The 15,744-nt window shown below is 42.7% G+C and carries 13 protein-coding genes; 5 read left to right on the top strand and 8 right to left on the bottom strand.

The genetic code is table 11. From position 1 onward, the window contains the following. Positions 1–77 precede the first annotated feature (77 nt). The gene (gene gpmI / locus U0035_RS09570; protein WP_114792089.1) at positions 78–1,625 is read left to right on the top strand and encodes a 2,3-bisphosphoglycerate-independent phosphoglycerate mutase; all 1,548 of its coding nucleotides are present in this window, start codon (positions 78–80) and stop codon (positions 1,623–1,625) included. 40 nt (positions 1,626–1,665) lie between these two features. Here the strand turns inward: gpmI and U0035_RS09565 are convergent, their stop codons facing one another. Further along, positions 1,666–2,223: a GNAT family N-acetyltransferase gene (locus U0035_RS09565; RefSeq protein ID WP_114792088.1), complete on the bottom strand. Its 558-nt coding sequence runs from the start codon at positions 2,221–2,223 to the stop codon at positions 1,666–1,668. Positions 2,224–2,283: 60 nt separating this feature from the next. Then, positions 2,284–3,852, bottom strand: a complete 1,569-nt coding sequence (locus U0035_RS09560; protein WP_114792087.1) for a calcineurin-like phosphoesterase C-terminal domain-containing protein — start codon at positions 3,850–3,852, stop codon at positions 2,284–2,286. 146 nt (positions 3,853–3,998) lie between these two features. On the opposite strand from U0035_RS09560, the gene uvrC reads away from it, so the two are divergent. After that, on the top strand, positions 3,999–5,819 hold the full coding sequence (gene uvrC, locus U0035_RS09555) for an excinuclease ABC subunit UvrC (protein WP_114792086.1): 1,821 nt from the start codon (positions 3,999–4,001) through the stop codon (positions 5,817–5,819). Positions 5,820–5,824: 5 nt separating this feature from the next. On the opposite strand, the gene U0035_RS09550 is transcribed toward uvrC, so the two are convergent. The 3 genes from U0035_RS09550 to U0035_RS09540 form a co-directional block, all read right to left on the bottom strand. Further along, a complete protein-coding gene (locus tag U0035_RS09550; protein WP_114792085.1) occupies positions 5,825–6,382 on the bottom strand; it encodes a DUF1543 domain-containing protein in 558 nt (185 codons plus the stop codon). Further along, the gene (locus U0035_RS09545; RefSeq protein ID WP_114792084.1) at positions 6,375–8,441 is read right to left on the bottom strand and encodes a thioredoxin domain-containing protein; all 2,067 of its coding nucleotides are present in this window, start codon (positions 8,439–8,441) and stop codon (positions 6,375–6,377) included. The genes U0035_RS09550 and U0035_RS09545 overlap by 8 nt, the downstream gene beginning before the upstream one ends. A gap of 141 nt (positions 8,442–8,582) precedes the next feature. Beyond that, positions 8,583–9,392 (bottom strand): alpha/beta hydrolase, encoded by an 810-nt coding sequence (locus tag U0035_RS09540; RefSeq protein ID WP_114792083.1) that lies wholly within the window; start codon positions 9,390–9,392, stop codon positions 8,583–8,585. 206 nt (positions 9,393–9,598) lie between these two features. Here U0035_RS09540 and U0035_RS09535 point away from each other — a divergent pair, with 206 nt between their 5' ends. Beyond that, complete coding sequence (locus U0035_RS09535; protein ID WP_114792082.1) at positions 9,599–10,537, top strand: ATP-grasp domain-containing protein; 939 nt, start codon at positions 9,599–9,601, stop codon at positions 10,535–10,537. Between the two features lie 134 nt (positions 10,538–10,671). Further along, positions 10,672–11,781 carry a carboxylate-amine ligase gene (locus U0035_RS09530; protein ID WP_114792081.1) on the top strand — a complete coding sequence of 370 codons (1,110 nt, stop codon included), beginning with the start codon at positions 10,672–10,674 and terminating at the stop codon, positions 11,779–11,781. Here the strand turns inward: U0035_RS09530 and U0035_RS09525 are convergent, their stop codons facing one another. The 3 genes from U0035_RS09525 to U0035_RS09515 are packed head-to-tail and all read right to left on the bottom strand — an operon-like array spanning position 11,782 to position 13,020. Further along, positions 11,782–12,411: a SprT-like domain-containing protein gene (locus U0035_RS09525; protein WP_114792080.1), complete on the bottom strand. Its 630-nt coding sequence runs from the start codon at positions 12,409–12,411 to the stop codon at positions 11,782–11,784. Continuing rightward, positions 12,404–12,811: a hypothetical protein gene (locus U0035_RS09520; RefSeq protein ID WP_114792079.1), complete on the bottom strand. Its 408-nt coding sequence runs from the start codon at positions 12,809–12,811 to the stop codon at positions 12,404–12,406. Before U0035_RS09520 ends, U0035_RS09525 begins: the two co-directional genes overlap by 8 nt. Before the next feature lie 2 nt (positions 12,812–12,813). Continuing rightward, on the bottom strand, positions 12,814–13,020 hold the full coding sequence (locus tag U0035_RS09515) for an AtpZ/AtpI family protein (protein WP_245957784.1): 207 nt from the start codon (positions 13,018–13,020) through the stop codon (positions 12,814–12,816). Positions 13,021–13,278: 258 nt separating this feature from the next. Here U0035_RS09515 and U0035_RS09510 point away from each other — a divergent pair, with 258 nt between their 5' ends. Then, positions 13,279–15,693 carry a penicillin-binding protein 1A gene (locus tag U0035_RS09510; RefSeq protein WP_114792077.1) on the top strand — a complete coding sequence of 805 codons (2,415 nt, stop codon included), beginning with the start codon at positions 13,279–13,281 and terminating at the stop codon, positions 15,691–15,693. Positions 15,694–15,744 lie beyond the last annotated feature (51 nt).

Raw genomic sequence — 15,744 nt, 5'->3', positions numbered from 1 at the left:
CCCGGCATTCTTTAACTTTACGCGCGTTAATAATTTTATTAAATATATTAATTAACTGATAATCAACTGTCAAAAAAATGTCAACCGTACAAAAAAAAGCTATTTTAATTATAATGGACGGCTGGGGATTAGGAAAAGTTGCATCGGCTGATGCCATTCAAAACTCCAACACGCCTTTTACCAGATCTTTATACGATAAATACCCGCATACAACTTTAACCACTTTTGGCGAATTAGTGGGTTTGCCGGAAGGGCAGATGGGGAACTCAGAAGTGGGACACCTCAATTTAGGCGCAGGCCGTATCGTTTACCAGGAGTTACAGCGTATCAATGTTGCTATTAAAACCGGGGAACTGGCAAGAAATGCTGAATTAGTAAGAACCCTGGAAGCAGCAAAAGCCAGCAATAAGCCTATGCATTTAATGGGACTGGTAAGCGACGGGGGCGTACACTCGCACATTAACCACCTGAAAGCGCTGCTGGATATTTGTAAAGACCACGGTCTGAAAGAGGTGTATGTGCATGCCTTCACAGATGGACGTGATACGGATCCTAAAAGCGGGTTGCACTTTATTGAAGACCTGCAAAATCATATCGATGCTATCGGGCTGGGTAAAATAGCCACAGTTAGTGGCCGTTATTATGCAATGGACAGGGACAAGCGCTGGGAAAGAGTTTGCAAAGCTTACGACGCCCTGGTAAATGGGGCCGGCGATACGGCCACCAGCGGGGTAGAGGCTGTAAAGCAGAGCTATGAAGAAAATATTACCGATGAGTTTATTAACCCCACCGTAATTGTTGATGCTGACAATAAGCCGGTAGCAACCATTCAGGAGGGCGACCATGTATTATGTTTTAATTTCCGCACCGATCGTTGCCGGGAAATTACAGAAGTGCTGACCCAGTCCGACAATTCCGAATTCGGTATGAAGCGCCTGGACCTGGATTATACTACTATGACCGTGTATGATCATAAATACACAGCGGTTTATTCAATTTTCAGAAATGAAGATCTGACCAAAACTTTGGGCGAGGTAATAGCAGACAATGGTTTAAAGCAGATACGTATTGCGGAAACCGAAAAATATCCGCACGTGACCTTCTTCTTTAACGGAGGGCGCGAATTGCCTTTCGAGGGGGAAAGCAGGATACTGAAAGCTTCTCCTAAAGTGGCCACCTATGACCTGCAGCCGGAGATGAGCGCTAATGAATTGACTGAAGCATTGTTGCCTGAAATTAAAAACCAGTCTGCAGATTTTATCTGTCTGAACTTTGCTAACGCCGATATGGTAGGTCATACAGGTGTTTTTTCTGCTGCAATCAAGGCGGTTGAAACTGTTGATCATTGCGTAGAACGTGTGGTTACAGAAGCTTTGGCGCAGGACTATGTAGTGTTTTTAACTGCTGACCACGGTAATTCGGACTTTATGATCAATGACGATGGTAGTCCGAATACGGCGCATACGCTGAACCTGGTGCCTTTGTTTATTATTGACAATAACTGGCGTGGCGAAATAAAAGAAGGCAAGCTGGGCGATATTGCCCCAACCATCCTGAGCTTCATGAAACTGCCGATACCCGCACAAATGACCGGAAATGTGTTGGTGGACACGGCTTCGTTATAAAAAATTACAAACACATTTACAGCCTCGTAGCTTTAAAAAACTACGAGGTTTTTTCTTGTCCTTTAGTCCATTCGGAACCTAACATGGAATAGAGCATTAAATCAAGCGGTTCGTTATTTACCCATTCGGCCTCTCTTAAGATACCTTCGAAATGAAAGCCAAGCTTTTCTGGAATAGCTTTACTGCGCAAGTTGGTGGTGGCGGCTTTTATTTCGATCCTGTTTAGATCCAGCTCCTCAAACCCAAAACCCAATAACGCTTTCACTGCCTTGCTGATCAGGCCAGCTCCCTGTGCTTTTTGGGCCAGCCAGTAGCCGATATTCGCTGTTTTGTTAGCCTTATTGATATAGCTCAACCCGATTCTGCCAACAATCCGGCGCTGCTGAAGGATATTAAAACTGGTATCTAAACCTTCGCGGTTTAATTTTTCACAATTCAACAGGTAGCGCTCCATATCTTTTACAGATAGCATGTGAGGTACCCAGGGCAGGAACCTCGATAAATGCGAACGGTTACTGTCTACCAAAGCAAACAGTTCTGCTGCATGGCTGGCCTGGTTAAAAATCAACGCTGTATTTTCATTGAGAGAGATAATCATTCATAAATATAAAAAATGCCCGGCAGATACCGGGCTGTTATTAAATGGATTATTATGACGCTATTGAATCGTGTAAGCTTGTTGCTCTTCATGTATATTGCCATACACATCTTTTACTCTCACATGAATCGTGTGTTCGCCCGGCGCTAGTTTTTTATTAACCGGCGCAGACCATAGATGACCTGTTGCGGCCGGTGCCGAGGGGCGTCTGCCCTGCAATAAGGTTGTTGTCTTGTCCCACCTCGTTACCATATCAAGATAGGTATAGTCGAACGTAGAATCACGTAGCATAGCAGTCCATTTACCACTATCGATTTTGTATTCTACCAGGTCTTTGTCAGATCCCATAAAAAAATTGGCATAAAACGGCGCTGCGCCGCGGCTGTTATGTGCTACAATCTTTGGGGCATATATCCTGATCTGGTAAGTGCTATCTCTCCCTGCCACTTTATAACGCAGGTTGTATTTATTGTTTTGTATGTTTAAAAATGCATAACCCCGCGGCGTACCATCTCTCATAGTGCCATCAGGGATTCCAGCTGCATCTAATTCACCAGAATACCAATCCCCGGAAGTGGTACCCACATTATATTCATGTAGCCCCTCGCTTTTACCCTGCCAGCCATCAATGGTTTTGTAATAGATCTGCTTTTGGAAATGGGTATGCGCTGACATCAACAGGCAGTTATCAAAATCTTTCAACAGGTCAAACATGGCTTGCCTGTCTTCCAGCCGTATTGCGTCGCCGCCTTCATTGCTGAAAGGGATATGAAAGGAAATAACCACCAGTTTGTTTTTGTCAACCAGGGCCAGGTCATTTTTTAAAAACTCCATCTGGTCCGAACGTAATCCACCCCAGTAGCCTTTTCCATCCCGTGGATCGGGGTAAAGAATATTGTCTAAAATTATAAAGTGTGTATTAGCATAATTCCAGGAGTAATTGTTAGGGCCGAAATTTCTTTCAAAAGTCTCGTCTGATAAAGAATCAGTAATGGCCTCATAATTCATGTCATGGTTGCCCATTACATTGTACCAGGGCAGGTTCAGTTTGGTCATTATTTCTTTGTAAGGTAAATGCAGGTTGAGATTGTCGCCTACGATATCTCCCAGGCTGATCCCAAATTTTACATGGCTGCCTGTGCGAACATCGGCTACGATACTTTTGGCGAAATAGCCGAGCTCCTGCTCGTTATAAGGTTGCGGATCACCAAATACCAATACGCTGAAGTCTGCCGGTTCCTCCTGTTGGTGCAATGCAAAGTTCAGGTTCGCGGGAAGGGGCTGAGTAGGGTCTACACCATTGTATTTTGTAGAGGTGGGAGAGCCTTGTGGTTTATGGATGTAAAAAAACTCAGATTGGTTATACTGGTTCTTTTTAAACTGATAGCCAGCAGGTTTAATAACAAAAATGATGTTATCGTTGCCAACAGGAAGCTGGTAAAGCCCGTTTTCGTCAGTTACGGTAATATCTTTTCCATTGGATACAGGGATGCCCGCCAGGCCAGTCTCTTTTTTATCCAAATGACCGTTATTGTTTTGGTCGATATAAACATAACCTTTTACATTGTTTTGAGCAGCAGCGGCTAAACAAAAAGCCAGGCCTGTTGTTACAAAAAGTTGCTTTAACATGATTTCAATTATTTTTTTAATTGCTGGTAATCTGCTTTGTAATTTTAGCTTAGAATGGTGGCAAATGTATAAGTTCACTATTACCCCAGTATTAAGTTTAGCATAATCATGCTTATCATTGTGTTTTAATAAGACGAGTGATTGATATGACCCAGGAAGAATTCTCGAAAATAGCGTCCACTATCCCCTTGCAGCCAGGCATTTACAAGTACTTTGATGCAACTGGTAAGATTATCTATGTGGGTAAAGCTAAAAGCCTGCGTAAACGGGTAAGTTCCTATTTTAATAAGACGTTTACGAACTACAAGACACATGAGCTGGTTCAGCGGATTCAAAAGATTGAATTCACCATCGTAAACAGCGAGCAGGATGCTTTCTTTTTAGAAAACTCGCTTATTAAGCAATTTCAGCCTCGTTATAATATCAACCTTAAAGATGATAAGTCTTATCCCTACATTGTTATAAAAAACGAGCCTTTTCCCAGGGTGTATTTAACCCGGCAACCGGTAAATGACGGGTCTGAATACCTGGGCCCTTACACTTCTGTTTTTAGAGTAAGAGAATTGCTGGAATTTATCAGAAGAGCTATTCCTTTAAGGACCTGCACACTGAACCTTACAAAAAATAATATCGCAAAAGGTAAATTTAAAGTGTGCCTGGAGTATCATCTTGGAAACTGCAAGGGACCTTGTGAAGCTCATCAAACCAAAGAAGACTACGACGAAAATATAAGACAGGTGCGGGATCTGTTAAAAGGCAATCTTTCGCCCGTAATCAGGCATTTTAAAGATGAAATGAAAGCGCTGGCTGCAGATCTTCAATTCGAAAAAGCCGAGTATATCCGTAAGAAGATTGCTTACCTGGAAGACTATTACCAGTCACGATCTGTAGTAACGGGTATGAAAGGCGGAGATAAAGATGTGTTCAGTATTCTGAAGGAAAAGGATATTGCCTATGTTAACTACCTGATGGTAAGAGGCGGTACGATTGTGCAAACGCAAACCAATAAACTGGAAACACACCTGGACGAGCCTGTAGAAGAAATACTGGTGTATGCCATTCAACATTTACGTTCTACCTTTCACAGCGATACAAGGGAAATTGTGGTTCCGTTTGAGATCGAATATCCCGATGTAAATACAGAGGTAATAGTACCCAAAGGCGGTGACCGGAAAAAACTGGTAGAGCTTTCGGAAAAAAACGCGGGCTACTTTATTGAAGAGCTGAAGAATAAAGAGCGGTTGAAAATAAGTAGGAATGTCGATCAAATCAAGGTATTGGAGGAGTTGCAAACGGATCTTCAGCTACAAGACCTGCCTACGCATATAGAATGCTTTGATAACTCTAATTTCCAGGGCAGCTATCCGGTGAGTGCGATGGTTTGTTTTAAGAATGGAGTGCCCAGTAAAAAAGATTATCGCCATTTTAATGTGAAGACGGTAGAGGGCATTAATGATTTTGCCTCTATGAAGGAAGCAGTTTATCGCCGTTATAAAAGATTAAAGGAAGAGCAGCAGGATTTTCCGCAGCTGGTGATCATTGACGGTGGTAAAGGTCAATTGGGCGCTGCAATGGAAGCTATAGAGGAATTAGAATTGCATGGAATGATCACACTGGTTGGTCTGGCAAAAAATGAGGAAGAGTTGTTTTATGCGGGTGACAAAGAATCGTTGAAGCTGCCTTACAACGGCGGCAGCTTAAAGTTTATCCGTTTTATCCGCGACCAGGTGCACCGGTTTGGTGTAACTTTTCACCGGCAAAAAAGAAGCAAAGGTACTTTTAAGAATGAGCTGGAAGATATCAAAGGTATTGGCAAAGCTACAGCCGATCAGTTGTTAAAAGAGTTTCGATCCGTAAAAAATATCCGGGAAAGAACTTTGGATGAACTGGCTGCAATAGCAGGAGCTGCTAAGGCTAAAGTGGTGTTCGATTACTTTAATGGCAGTTCGGAACCTGATAAGAAATAATGCAATCAGATTTTATCCAGTTTCAGATAGCCTATATGTAGCGCATCTTCTACCAATCCTTTTCCAGGTTCTAATATAATTGAAAATCGTTCTTTTTGATACGCAGGTAAAATATCCGCTACATTCAATATCTCATCCACATCTACGCCATACTTGTCGTCCACATGGCTTACGCCACTTTTGTTTTCGGTATTATAATCCTTATAGAAGGAAGTTTGTTTGGCGTTTCTGATTGCTTGCGACATATCCGCAGCAACGGTTAACAGTTTATAATGGTGCTCTTCAAAAGAACCCGGCAAATAGCCACCGAGGTTAATAAAGAACAGCTGTTGGTGTTTCCCTGGTATTGCTTGCTTTTCTGTTATGGAAATCCGAAATCCGTCAACTGCGGTCACTTCGCGCCAGCTATCGATATGTATTTTGCCCGACTCGGGCCAGAAAACTTTGATATCGGGGATGATGTCTTTTAAATCTCTTCCAATACAAAAAAAGACATCATGCTGCTCAGTATGTCTTCCTGCCGGTGTGCATCCCAGTAATAAATAAAAAAGTTTATTAGCCATCCTGGTACAATTGTTTCAATAAATCGTTAACCGAGAATACAGGACGTTGACAGGCGTAGTTCTCGCATAAAAACAGTGCGAGTTCCTGGTCTGTTGTTTTATCTTTTAAAAGCGGGAAGCTCTCGTCAGGTTGGCGTGCGGCCATGATAACGCTGTGAAATAAAGGCTGTGCCAGCAATTCACGTAGTGCGCTTTCAAAGTTACCCATTAGCACTATTTCTTTGGTTCCTGTTATTTGCTGGTAAGCAGCCGCCAGCCATACCCCAAAGGAGGTGGGGTATTTAACCGCAACAGTACTTAAGCCCTTCGTCATTTGAAAAGAACGTTCCCGCCATTCTCTTTGATCTAAAAGAAGTCCTAGTTCCAGCAGGTTTTGAGCCATCACCGAGTTGCCGCTGGGGGTAGCGCCGTCGTATACCTCTTTTTTGCGTACAATAACATCGGTTTGCTGTTCAGGTGTATAATAAAAATAGCCGTCTGGCTCTGAAAAGCCGGCAATCACTTTTTCGCAAAGCTCTTTCGCGCGAACCAGGTAATCCCTGTTAGTTGTAATCTTATGCAACTGTAGCAGCGCCTGGATAAGGTAGGCATGGTCGTCGAGAAAAGCAGTGTACTTCGCCGTTCCGTTTTTCCATACGTGTTGCCAGTTACCCTCTGGTGTTTGAAAAGCAGATAGTAAAAACTCCATATTGCTGATGGCTTTTTGCCTGTATTGTTTGTTGCCTGTTGCTGCGTAAGCCTTGCTGTAAGCTGTGTTCATTAAAGCGTTCCAGCTCAAAATAATCTTGTCATCCAAAGCAGGTTTAATGCGTTCTTCTCTTGCCTTTAGCAGTTTAGCATTGCATTGATCCAGTAGTAGCTGTAAGTCTTCTATTTTATATTGACGATTAGCAGCAAATACAGGGAGAGGCTCCAGTATGCGCAGGATATTTTTATGCTCCTCCGATGAAGTCCCTTCGGACCAATTACCGTTTGCTGATATATTATAATAGTCGCAGTACACAGCTGCATCAGGTCCCAGTAACTCCTGAACCTCTTCCAGCTGCCAAACATAATATTTGCCTTCTTCACCCTCGCTGTCTGCGTCGAGTGCTGCATAAAAACCATTGGAGGGGTCTAATAGCTCACGCTCAACGAATGTTAATGTATGTTCAATGGTTCTCTTGTAGTATTCATTTTTGGTAATGGCATAAGCTTCACTTAGGGTGGTTACAAGCAGCGCGTTATCATAGAGCATTTTTTCAAAATGGGGCGCCAGCCATTCAGGATCGGTTGAGTAGCGGGCAAAACCTCCGCCGATCTGGTCATAAATGCCCCCTTCGATCATTTTATCCAGGCTGAGTAAAGCCTGTTTTAACGCGTCTTCCGCCAGCTGGGTATTTCTTTCTTTTTCAAATGTGTAATAGCGTAATAAGAATTGAATGGAGAATGTTTGTGGAAATTTAGGCGCTGCTCCAAATCCGCCCCATTGCTGATCTGCCTGCTTCAAAAGGTTTTCGCAGGCCATATCTATCTGATCTGTTTTCATAGCCCCTTCGTTGGCGTTAATGCCGAAGCTGTTGGCCTGGAATAAATGTTGTGTAAGTCCGTTAGCCTGGTCCTCGATGTCGGCTCTCTGGTTTTTAAAGGCATCTGATACTGCCGTTAATACCTCTTTCCAGGAAGGCCGGTTCATTACTGCTTTGGGAGGAAAATAAGTGCCTCCATAAAAAGGCTTTTTACCGGGGGTAAGAAATGCGTTTAAGGGCCAGCCTCCGCTACCCGCCATGGCCTGTACAGCGTCCATATAAATATGATCAAGGTCTGGTCTTTCTTCCCGGTCGATTTTGATATTGATGAAATGTTCATTCATCAACGCTGCTGTTGCTTCGTCCTCAAAGCTTTCCCTTTCCATTACATGACACCAGTGGCAGGCTGCATAACCAATGCTAACCAAAATCGGTTTGTCCTCGGCTATGGCTTTCTGCAACGCTTCCTCTCCCCAGGGGTACCAGTTTACCGGGTTGTGCGCATGTTGCAGGAGGTAAGGGCTGGTTTCATTGATAAGTGCGTTGGGCATGTCTGAAGTTTAAAGTTCAATGTTTAGAAGTTCAAAGTTCTATAAACAGCTTCAAACCTCAAACTTTAAACCATAATCCTTCAATCATAAATTTTAAACCTTAAACCTTGAATCTTGAACCTTGAATCTTAAACTTTAAATCTACTTGCCCCATCCCCATTTTAAAAAAGCAGGCATCGCCAGGCCCCAGGTTGCTACATCATGTTTGCCTTCATCTAGCTCCAGGTAAGTAATATCTTCGGGGCCATAACCTTTGGCAAACAGCTCTTTGATGTGGTCCTGCGTATCATCAATTGAATCAATGATGCCATTATTATTGCGGTCTCCGCTTTCATCCAGTTTGCCGCATTCGAAGAAGAATTTCAGGCCGGGCGCATAGCTGCCCTTCCGTATTTGCTGCTGCATAATACGATGCTTGTTATCATCGTATTTTTTATCATGCTGGTCCACGCTTCGCCACCAGAGCGAGCCGGAGAAAACGCCTACCCTGGAGAATACATCCGGATGATTCCAAACCATGTCAAAAGCGCTTAGTCCCCCTAAAGAAAACCCGGCAAAAGCAATTTCTTTGAATTCAGGAACCTGGTAGGTTTCTTTAATAAGGGGGAGTAATTCTTTCAGGATAAACTTGCTGTAGGCGCCGGCTTTTGCGCCACGACCAAGATAATCTTTCCTTTTGGCTACGCCGTATTCCTGAGCTCTCTCATTGCCGGCTGCGATTGCCACAGACAGTACCGGATGAATGACATTTTCATGGTATAGATCGTGAAGAATTTTGTCATATCCCATAGCGGGCATATCCTGTCCGTCATTGATCAGCAGCAAACTGATTGTTGCCGGGTTGACAACATTTTTGGGAAGAAATAAGCTAAGTGTAACTTCTCTTTTTAAATATGTTGATGATGTGATTAGGGTATCGGTAACCAATTCTAATTCGGCTGCAGTTTCCATTCAATCAAAAATAGTAAAATGTATTTTTAATATTATTTAATTATTAATTTCTGTTTTAATTAATGTTTAATATTTGATCAGAAACAATTTTTGTTTATATCATTTAAAAAAATATATTTGATAGCAAAGTATTTTTAATCACCAACATTTTGAAGACCATATAAATAACCGCACCATAATTATTGTACCAACAAACTAATTTAAACATGAAAAAAATCGGTATTCTGCACGGAAAGGAGAGATCGTTTCCCGAAGCTTTTGTGAGTAGGGTGAATAGTAAGAACGTTGAAGGCGTTATTGCCGAACCCGTAAAAATTGATAAGGCCCTGCAGGGCGTGGGTAGTGGTTACTCTGTAATCATCGACCGTATATCGCAGGACGTGCCATTTTACCGCACCTGGTTGAAGAATGCGGCTTTAACGGGAACTGCTGTTATCAATAACCCTTTCTGGTGGAGCGCCGATGACAAATATTTCAATAACTGCCTGATGACCCGGATAGGTGTGCCTGTACCTAAAACAGCCATTTTGCCTTCTAACGAAATGCCGGATGATACCAGTGCAGACTCGTTCAGCAACCTGTCTTATCCTTTAGATTGGCAGGGAATTTTTGAAGAGGTTGGGTTTCCCGCTTATATGAAACCCTTTGCCGGTGGTGGCTGGAAGAACGTGTACAAGCTGAATACCATGGATGAGTTTTTTGAAAAACACAACGAAACGGGACAGTTGGTAATGTTGCTGCAGGAAGAGATCGTTTTTGAAGAGTATTATCGCTGTTATTGCATCGGTGGTAAGCATGTGCGTATTATGCCTTATGAACCACGCAATCCGCATCATTTGCGTTATAAGGCAGACTTTGCACCAACAGAAGAGAAGCTGAAAGAAATGACAGATATCGTTTTGAAGATTAATAAATACCTGGGCTACGATTTCAATACAGTTGAACTGGCTTTGCGTGATGGTGTTCCTTACGCCATCGATTTCTGCAACCCTGCTCCCGACGCGGATATAGCCAGCGTAGGTGCCGAAAACTTCGAGTGGGTAGTAGAGACCGCCGCCAGTTTCGCTATTGAAAAAGCATTGGCCAATAATGGCGGCGATAATCTTACCTGGGGTGAATACGTAAAACAGAGTGCAGGAAAATAAATGCCAATCTGCTAATTTGATGATGTGCTACTGCTGACTTGGTAAAAGCGCTTTATATGCGGTACCCTTGTACGCGATAATCAACATTTTCACATTAGCATATTAGCTAATTATCACATTAGCAAATTCTTCAAATGGTCTTAAATTATAAAACATTTACACTGGGTGTAGAGGAAGAGTACATGGTGTTGGACCCTGAAACTTTTGAGCTGAAAAGCCATGAGCAACGTATCGTTCAGGAAGGCCAAAAAACCATCAAGGATAAAGTAAAGGCGGAGATGCACCAGGCTGTAGTGGAAGTGGGCACGGATATTTGCCAGGACATTGATGAGGCGCACAAAGATGTTTCCTTGCTGCGTAAAACGATACACGATATCGCAGGAGACCTCGGATTAACCTTAGGTGCATCAGGAACGCATCCTTTTAGTCATTGGGAAAAACAGCTGATCACGGATCATCAGCGCTATAATGAAATTATTGCCGAATTACAGGAAGCGGCGCGTAGCAATCTCATTTTTGGTCTACATGTACATGTAGGAATGGAAAGCAGGGAGCTGGCCAATCACATTGCTAATTCTACCCGTTACTTCCTGCCCCATATTTTTGCCTTGAGCACCAACTCTCCTTTTTGGGAAGGTCGTACAACGGGGTATAAATCTTACCGGACCAAGGTTTTTGACAAGTTTCCGCGTACCGGTATTCCGGATGCTTTTGAGAGTATTGAAGCTTACGACAATTATGTGAAAATGCTGATCAAGACCAATTGTATTGATAATGCTAAAAAGATCTGGTGGGATTTGAGGGTGCACCCCTTCTTCAACACGGTAGAATTCAGAATCTGTGATATCCCGATGACGGTTGATGAAACCATTGCGATTGCAGCCTTATTCCAGGCTATATGTGCACGCATTTACATGCTGCGCAGCAAAAACCTCAACTATATACAATATTCACGTGCGTTGATCAATGAGAATAAATGGCGCGCCAGCCGGTATGGGCTGGATGGCTATTTGATTGATTTTGGTAAAGAAGAAGAAGTGAATACCCGTGCGCTTATATACGAATTGCTTGATTTTGTAGACCCCGTTATACCCCATTTGGGTAGCAGACACCGGATCGATTATGTTCATAAAATATTAGAGAATGGCACAGGGGCAGACCGGCAGCTGGCTATTTTTGAAGAAACCAAAGACCTGGCACAGGTGGCGAAATATATCAGCAACAGCTTTTTACAGGGAACATAATTATGGAGTGAATGGTACATGCTGTACCTCATAAACCGGGCTGAACAGGTAGGTTTTATTGGTCGCTATCTCCACACAGCTATATCTTTTGGTACGTTTCCCGCCTTTTTGAAATATACGGCCGTCTTTAAGCCGGAAGAATTCTCCTTCCGGAATAGCTTCTACAAGTGCATAGCCCTCCTTTCGGGTATCATAGCGGTAAAGGATGCGCTGAAGGCTTTCTTCCGAGCAGGTAGATGCCCCTGGGTTATGCAGGGTAGCGAGGAGCTCATTTTCAATATCTTCCGGGAATATTTTTTTCTCGATAAACTGGGCCAGTATCTGGCCATACATGGTTTTCCATTCTTTTCCATGTGCCTGCACCCGGTTGCCATATTTTTCAAAGGTAACCAGGTGCGCCAGTTCATGTAACAAAGTAATCAGGAATGCATATTTATTCAGATTTCCGTTTACACTGATCCGGTGATGTTGGGTATCAATACTATGCCGGTAATCGCCTAAAACCGATTTCCTGCTTTTGGCAATAGTTAAATGTACTTTGTAAAAATTCAGATACGCAACAACCGGTTCGAAGGTATGCTCAGGAAGGTAATCGGCCAGTTGCTGTAAAGGAACTTCCTTTTTAGCCATTCTTATTATTCCTTAAAGCTTTTTGTAATGAAGAAACTTCTATTACATTATATAATATATAAATTCCGAGGCTGGCAAATAGCGAAACCTTATTTACTTTTCCGTCCGTCCAGTAAATATAAACGAACGCAGCAATAGCGCAGGCGAAAAGGCGAACAATAAAACCGGTATAGAAAACCCGTACAAATACATGCGGGTTAGGGTTGCTGATTGCTTTCAAAGCGTTTCGTACCGTAAAAATCCCGATCAAAAATAAAATGATATTGGATACGATCAATACATTAACATCTGCGCCCGCCTTCGTCAGCGTTTCCCTGAAAATAAGAAAGAAAGCACTTAGCAACACAAAAATCAATATCATCAATTTAACCGGATTAAATCCTTTTTTACCTGCGTCCATTGTTATTTTCCTTTTTTCCCTGTTTCTTTAATTAGTTTGTAAAATGTAATAGCCAATACCAGCAAAGGTAAGGCTACTGTAAATAAAGGCGCTATATCAAATCGCTCGTCAAGGTTTATTCCGCCGTAAACGGCCAGGCCGATCAAAACCAGCAGTTGGGCTGTAATTCCCAGGTAACGGAACCAGGGGCTGTACTTTTTTTGTTGCACAAGGAATGATATTTGCTGATAAACGTACATTAAATTTTTTATCCGCCAATGTAGTAGGGGCGGGTGAAAATTTAATGGCGGCTCTTCCTGGCAAAAAACAATAATAAATTTCAGGAAAAGCTACCTGAATCGGAGTAAATGCAGCAAATCAGGACATCAGAAAGTGGTTTTGAACTTTAGGAAATAAATAATTAATTTAAAATGTAGATTTACTGCAATTTTGCTTCATATAAAGACGAATTTTAAATAAGATATTGAATGAAGAAATCGGTACGAATATTTTGGCGGTTATTTTTTATTGGGTTTGTATTATTTATAGCGGTGATTCTCATGGCCAATTATGGCGTATTTGGTAAAATGCCTTCCATTGAAGAATTAGAGAATCCTACTATTGCCCAGGCCTCTGAAGTGTATGCCAGTGATGGTACATTAATGGGTAGGTATTACCTGCCATCGGGAAACAGGAGTATTGTCAAGTATAAAGAAATTTCTCCCAATGTTATCAATGCATTGGTTTCTACCGAAGATAAAAGGTTTTACGAACATTCGGGTATTGATATCAAGGGTACCCTGAGAGCTATTTTTTCGGGGGGCTCACAAGGTGGCGGTAGTACTATTACCCAGCAGCTGGCGTTGGCCTTGTTTAATAAGAGGGCCAATAACCCGGTAAAAAGAGTGATACAGAAATTAAAAGAATGGATCATTGCCGTAAAACTGGAAAGAAACTTTACAAAAGAAGAGATACTGGCTTTGTACCTCAATGCAGTAGCTTACCCTGACAATGTTTTCGGAATAAGGAATGCTTCTAAAATATTTTTTCAGAAAGAACCCAGTACACTAAGTGTGTCTGAAGCGGCTCTTTTAGTGGGTAGTATTAACGGGCCGGGTATTTACAATCCGCGTCGTAATCCAAAAGCCTCCATGGATAGACGTAATCTTGTACTCGAAAGAATGTCCGAAAACGGAAGTATTTCTTCTACGGAGGCAAGTCAGTTAAAAGCTCAGCCCATAGATATGAGCCGTTACAAAAAGCCTTCTGAAGATGTAGGCTATGCTCCTTATTTCAGGGAGGTGTTACGCGATGAGTTAAAGAAATTATTAAAAGATATTACTAAACCCGACGGGTCTTCCTATAATATTTATAACGACGGATTGAAGATCTATACGACCATCAACCCGGTGATGCAGGTGTATGCAGAAGAAGCGGTTGCTGCGCAGGCGCCCCAGTTGTACCGGAACGTGATCCGGCAGGGTTTTGTAAGAAACGGCAATGTCTGGAATAAGCGGGATAATATACTGGACGCAGCTATGAAAGCCAGCGACCGCTGGAAAAACTCAGCCGAAGATGGGTTAAGCGATAAAGAAATAAGAGCTACTTTTTTTGAAAAGACGCCCATGAAGGTTTTTGCATGGAATGCAGAACGCTCAAGGGATACCATCATGACACCTTATGATTCTATCAAATACCACCGGTTATTTACGCAGGCCGGTTTTATGGCCATGGATCCACTGACAGGGGAAGTGAGAGCATGGGTGGGTGGAATTGATTTTAAAACATTTAAATACGATCACGTTAATATTAACACTAAAAGACAGGTAGGATCTACTATAAAGCCTTTGCTTTATGGTGAAGCAGTTGAAGAGCTAAATTACACGCCGGAAACACCGGTACAGGATGTGGCCCAGTTTTTCCCGGGCAACGGATGGGTACCGGCGGGAAAGGCGTGCGGGGGCGGTACGATGACTATGGCTAACGCCCTGGCCTGGTCAAAAAACTGTGCAACTGCTTACATTATGAAGCAGGTGGGGCCCAAACGTTTTACAGATTTTCTGCAAAGAATAGGTGTGCCAACAAAAGTACAACCCTTTCCTTCAATAGCATTGGGGTCCTGCGAGCTTTCTTTATTCGAAATGATGTGGGCCTACTCTATGTTTGGCGGCCGTGGTTTTTCAACCAAACCCTATTTTATAAGCCGCATAGAAGACCGGAATGGCAATGTGATCAAAAGATTTGATTATAGCGCTAACAGGAGGGAAGCGATTAGTGAAGCTACTGCTTATACGATGTCAAGAATGATGCAGGGGGCAGTAGTGAAAGGCACCGCTGCTGGTCTCATGGCGCGATTGGGTGCTTCAGAAATGGCGGGTAAAACCGGTACCACTAATGATAACAGTGATGCCTGGTATATGGGTTTTGTGCCTCAATTGCTGGCTGGTGTTTGGGTGGGAAGTGACGACCGCTTCATCAGAAATGAAGGGTCTGGTGGTTTTGGCGGTCAGGCGGCGCGACCTATATGGGAGAGTTTCTTTAAAAAAGTATATGCCAATAAGGACCTGGGGATTTTAAAAGATGAAAAATTTGTTGAGCCGCCCACCATGAGTAATGAGGCGGTAAGCGCAGATCCTTCTTTATACGTAAGAGATGACTCGGGCGGCGGACCTGCTGCAGCAGGTGAGGATATGGGTGTAGGTACTGAAGAAGATTATATGCAGAACAACAACGAGTATATAGGGCCCGAATCCGCGCCTTTACCCGACGATCCTAATAAAAAGAAACAACCTGTAAAGGATACAAGTGCTAAAAAGGAAAAACCAATTGGCACACAGGAAGAACCTAAAAAAAAGAAGGGACTCTTCAAAAAAATATTCGGGAAAAAAGACGATAAGAATTAAAAGTCATTTATCGGATACTACTGAAATCAACTCTATCATCAGATTGAAATC

It is taken from the genome of Niabella yanshanensis (genome assembly GCF_034424215.1).
GTDB lineage: Bacteria > Bacteroidota > Bacteroidia > Chitinophagales > Chitinophagaceae > Niabella > Niabella yanshanensis.
The sequence above is the reverse complement of the archived record's forward strand: the minus strand, read 5'-3'. Positions and strand labels throughout refer to the sequence as shown.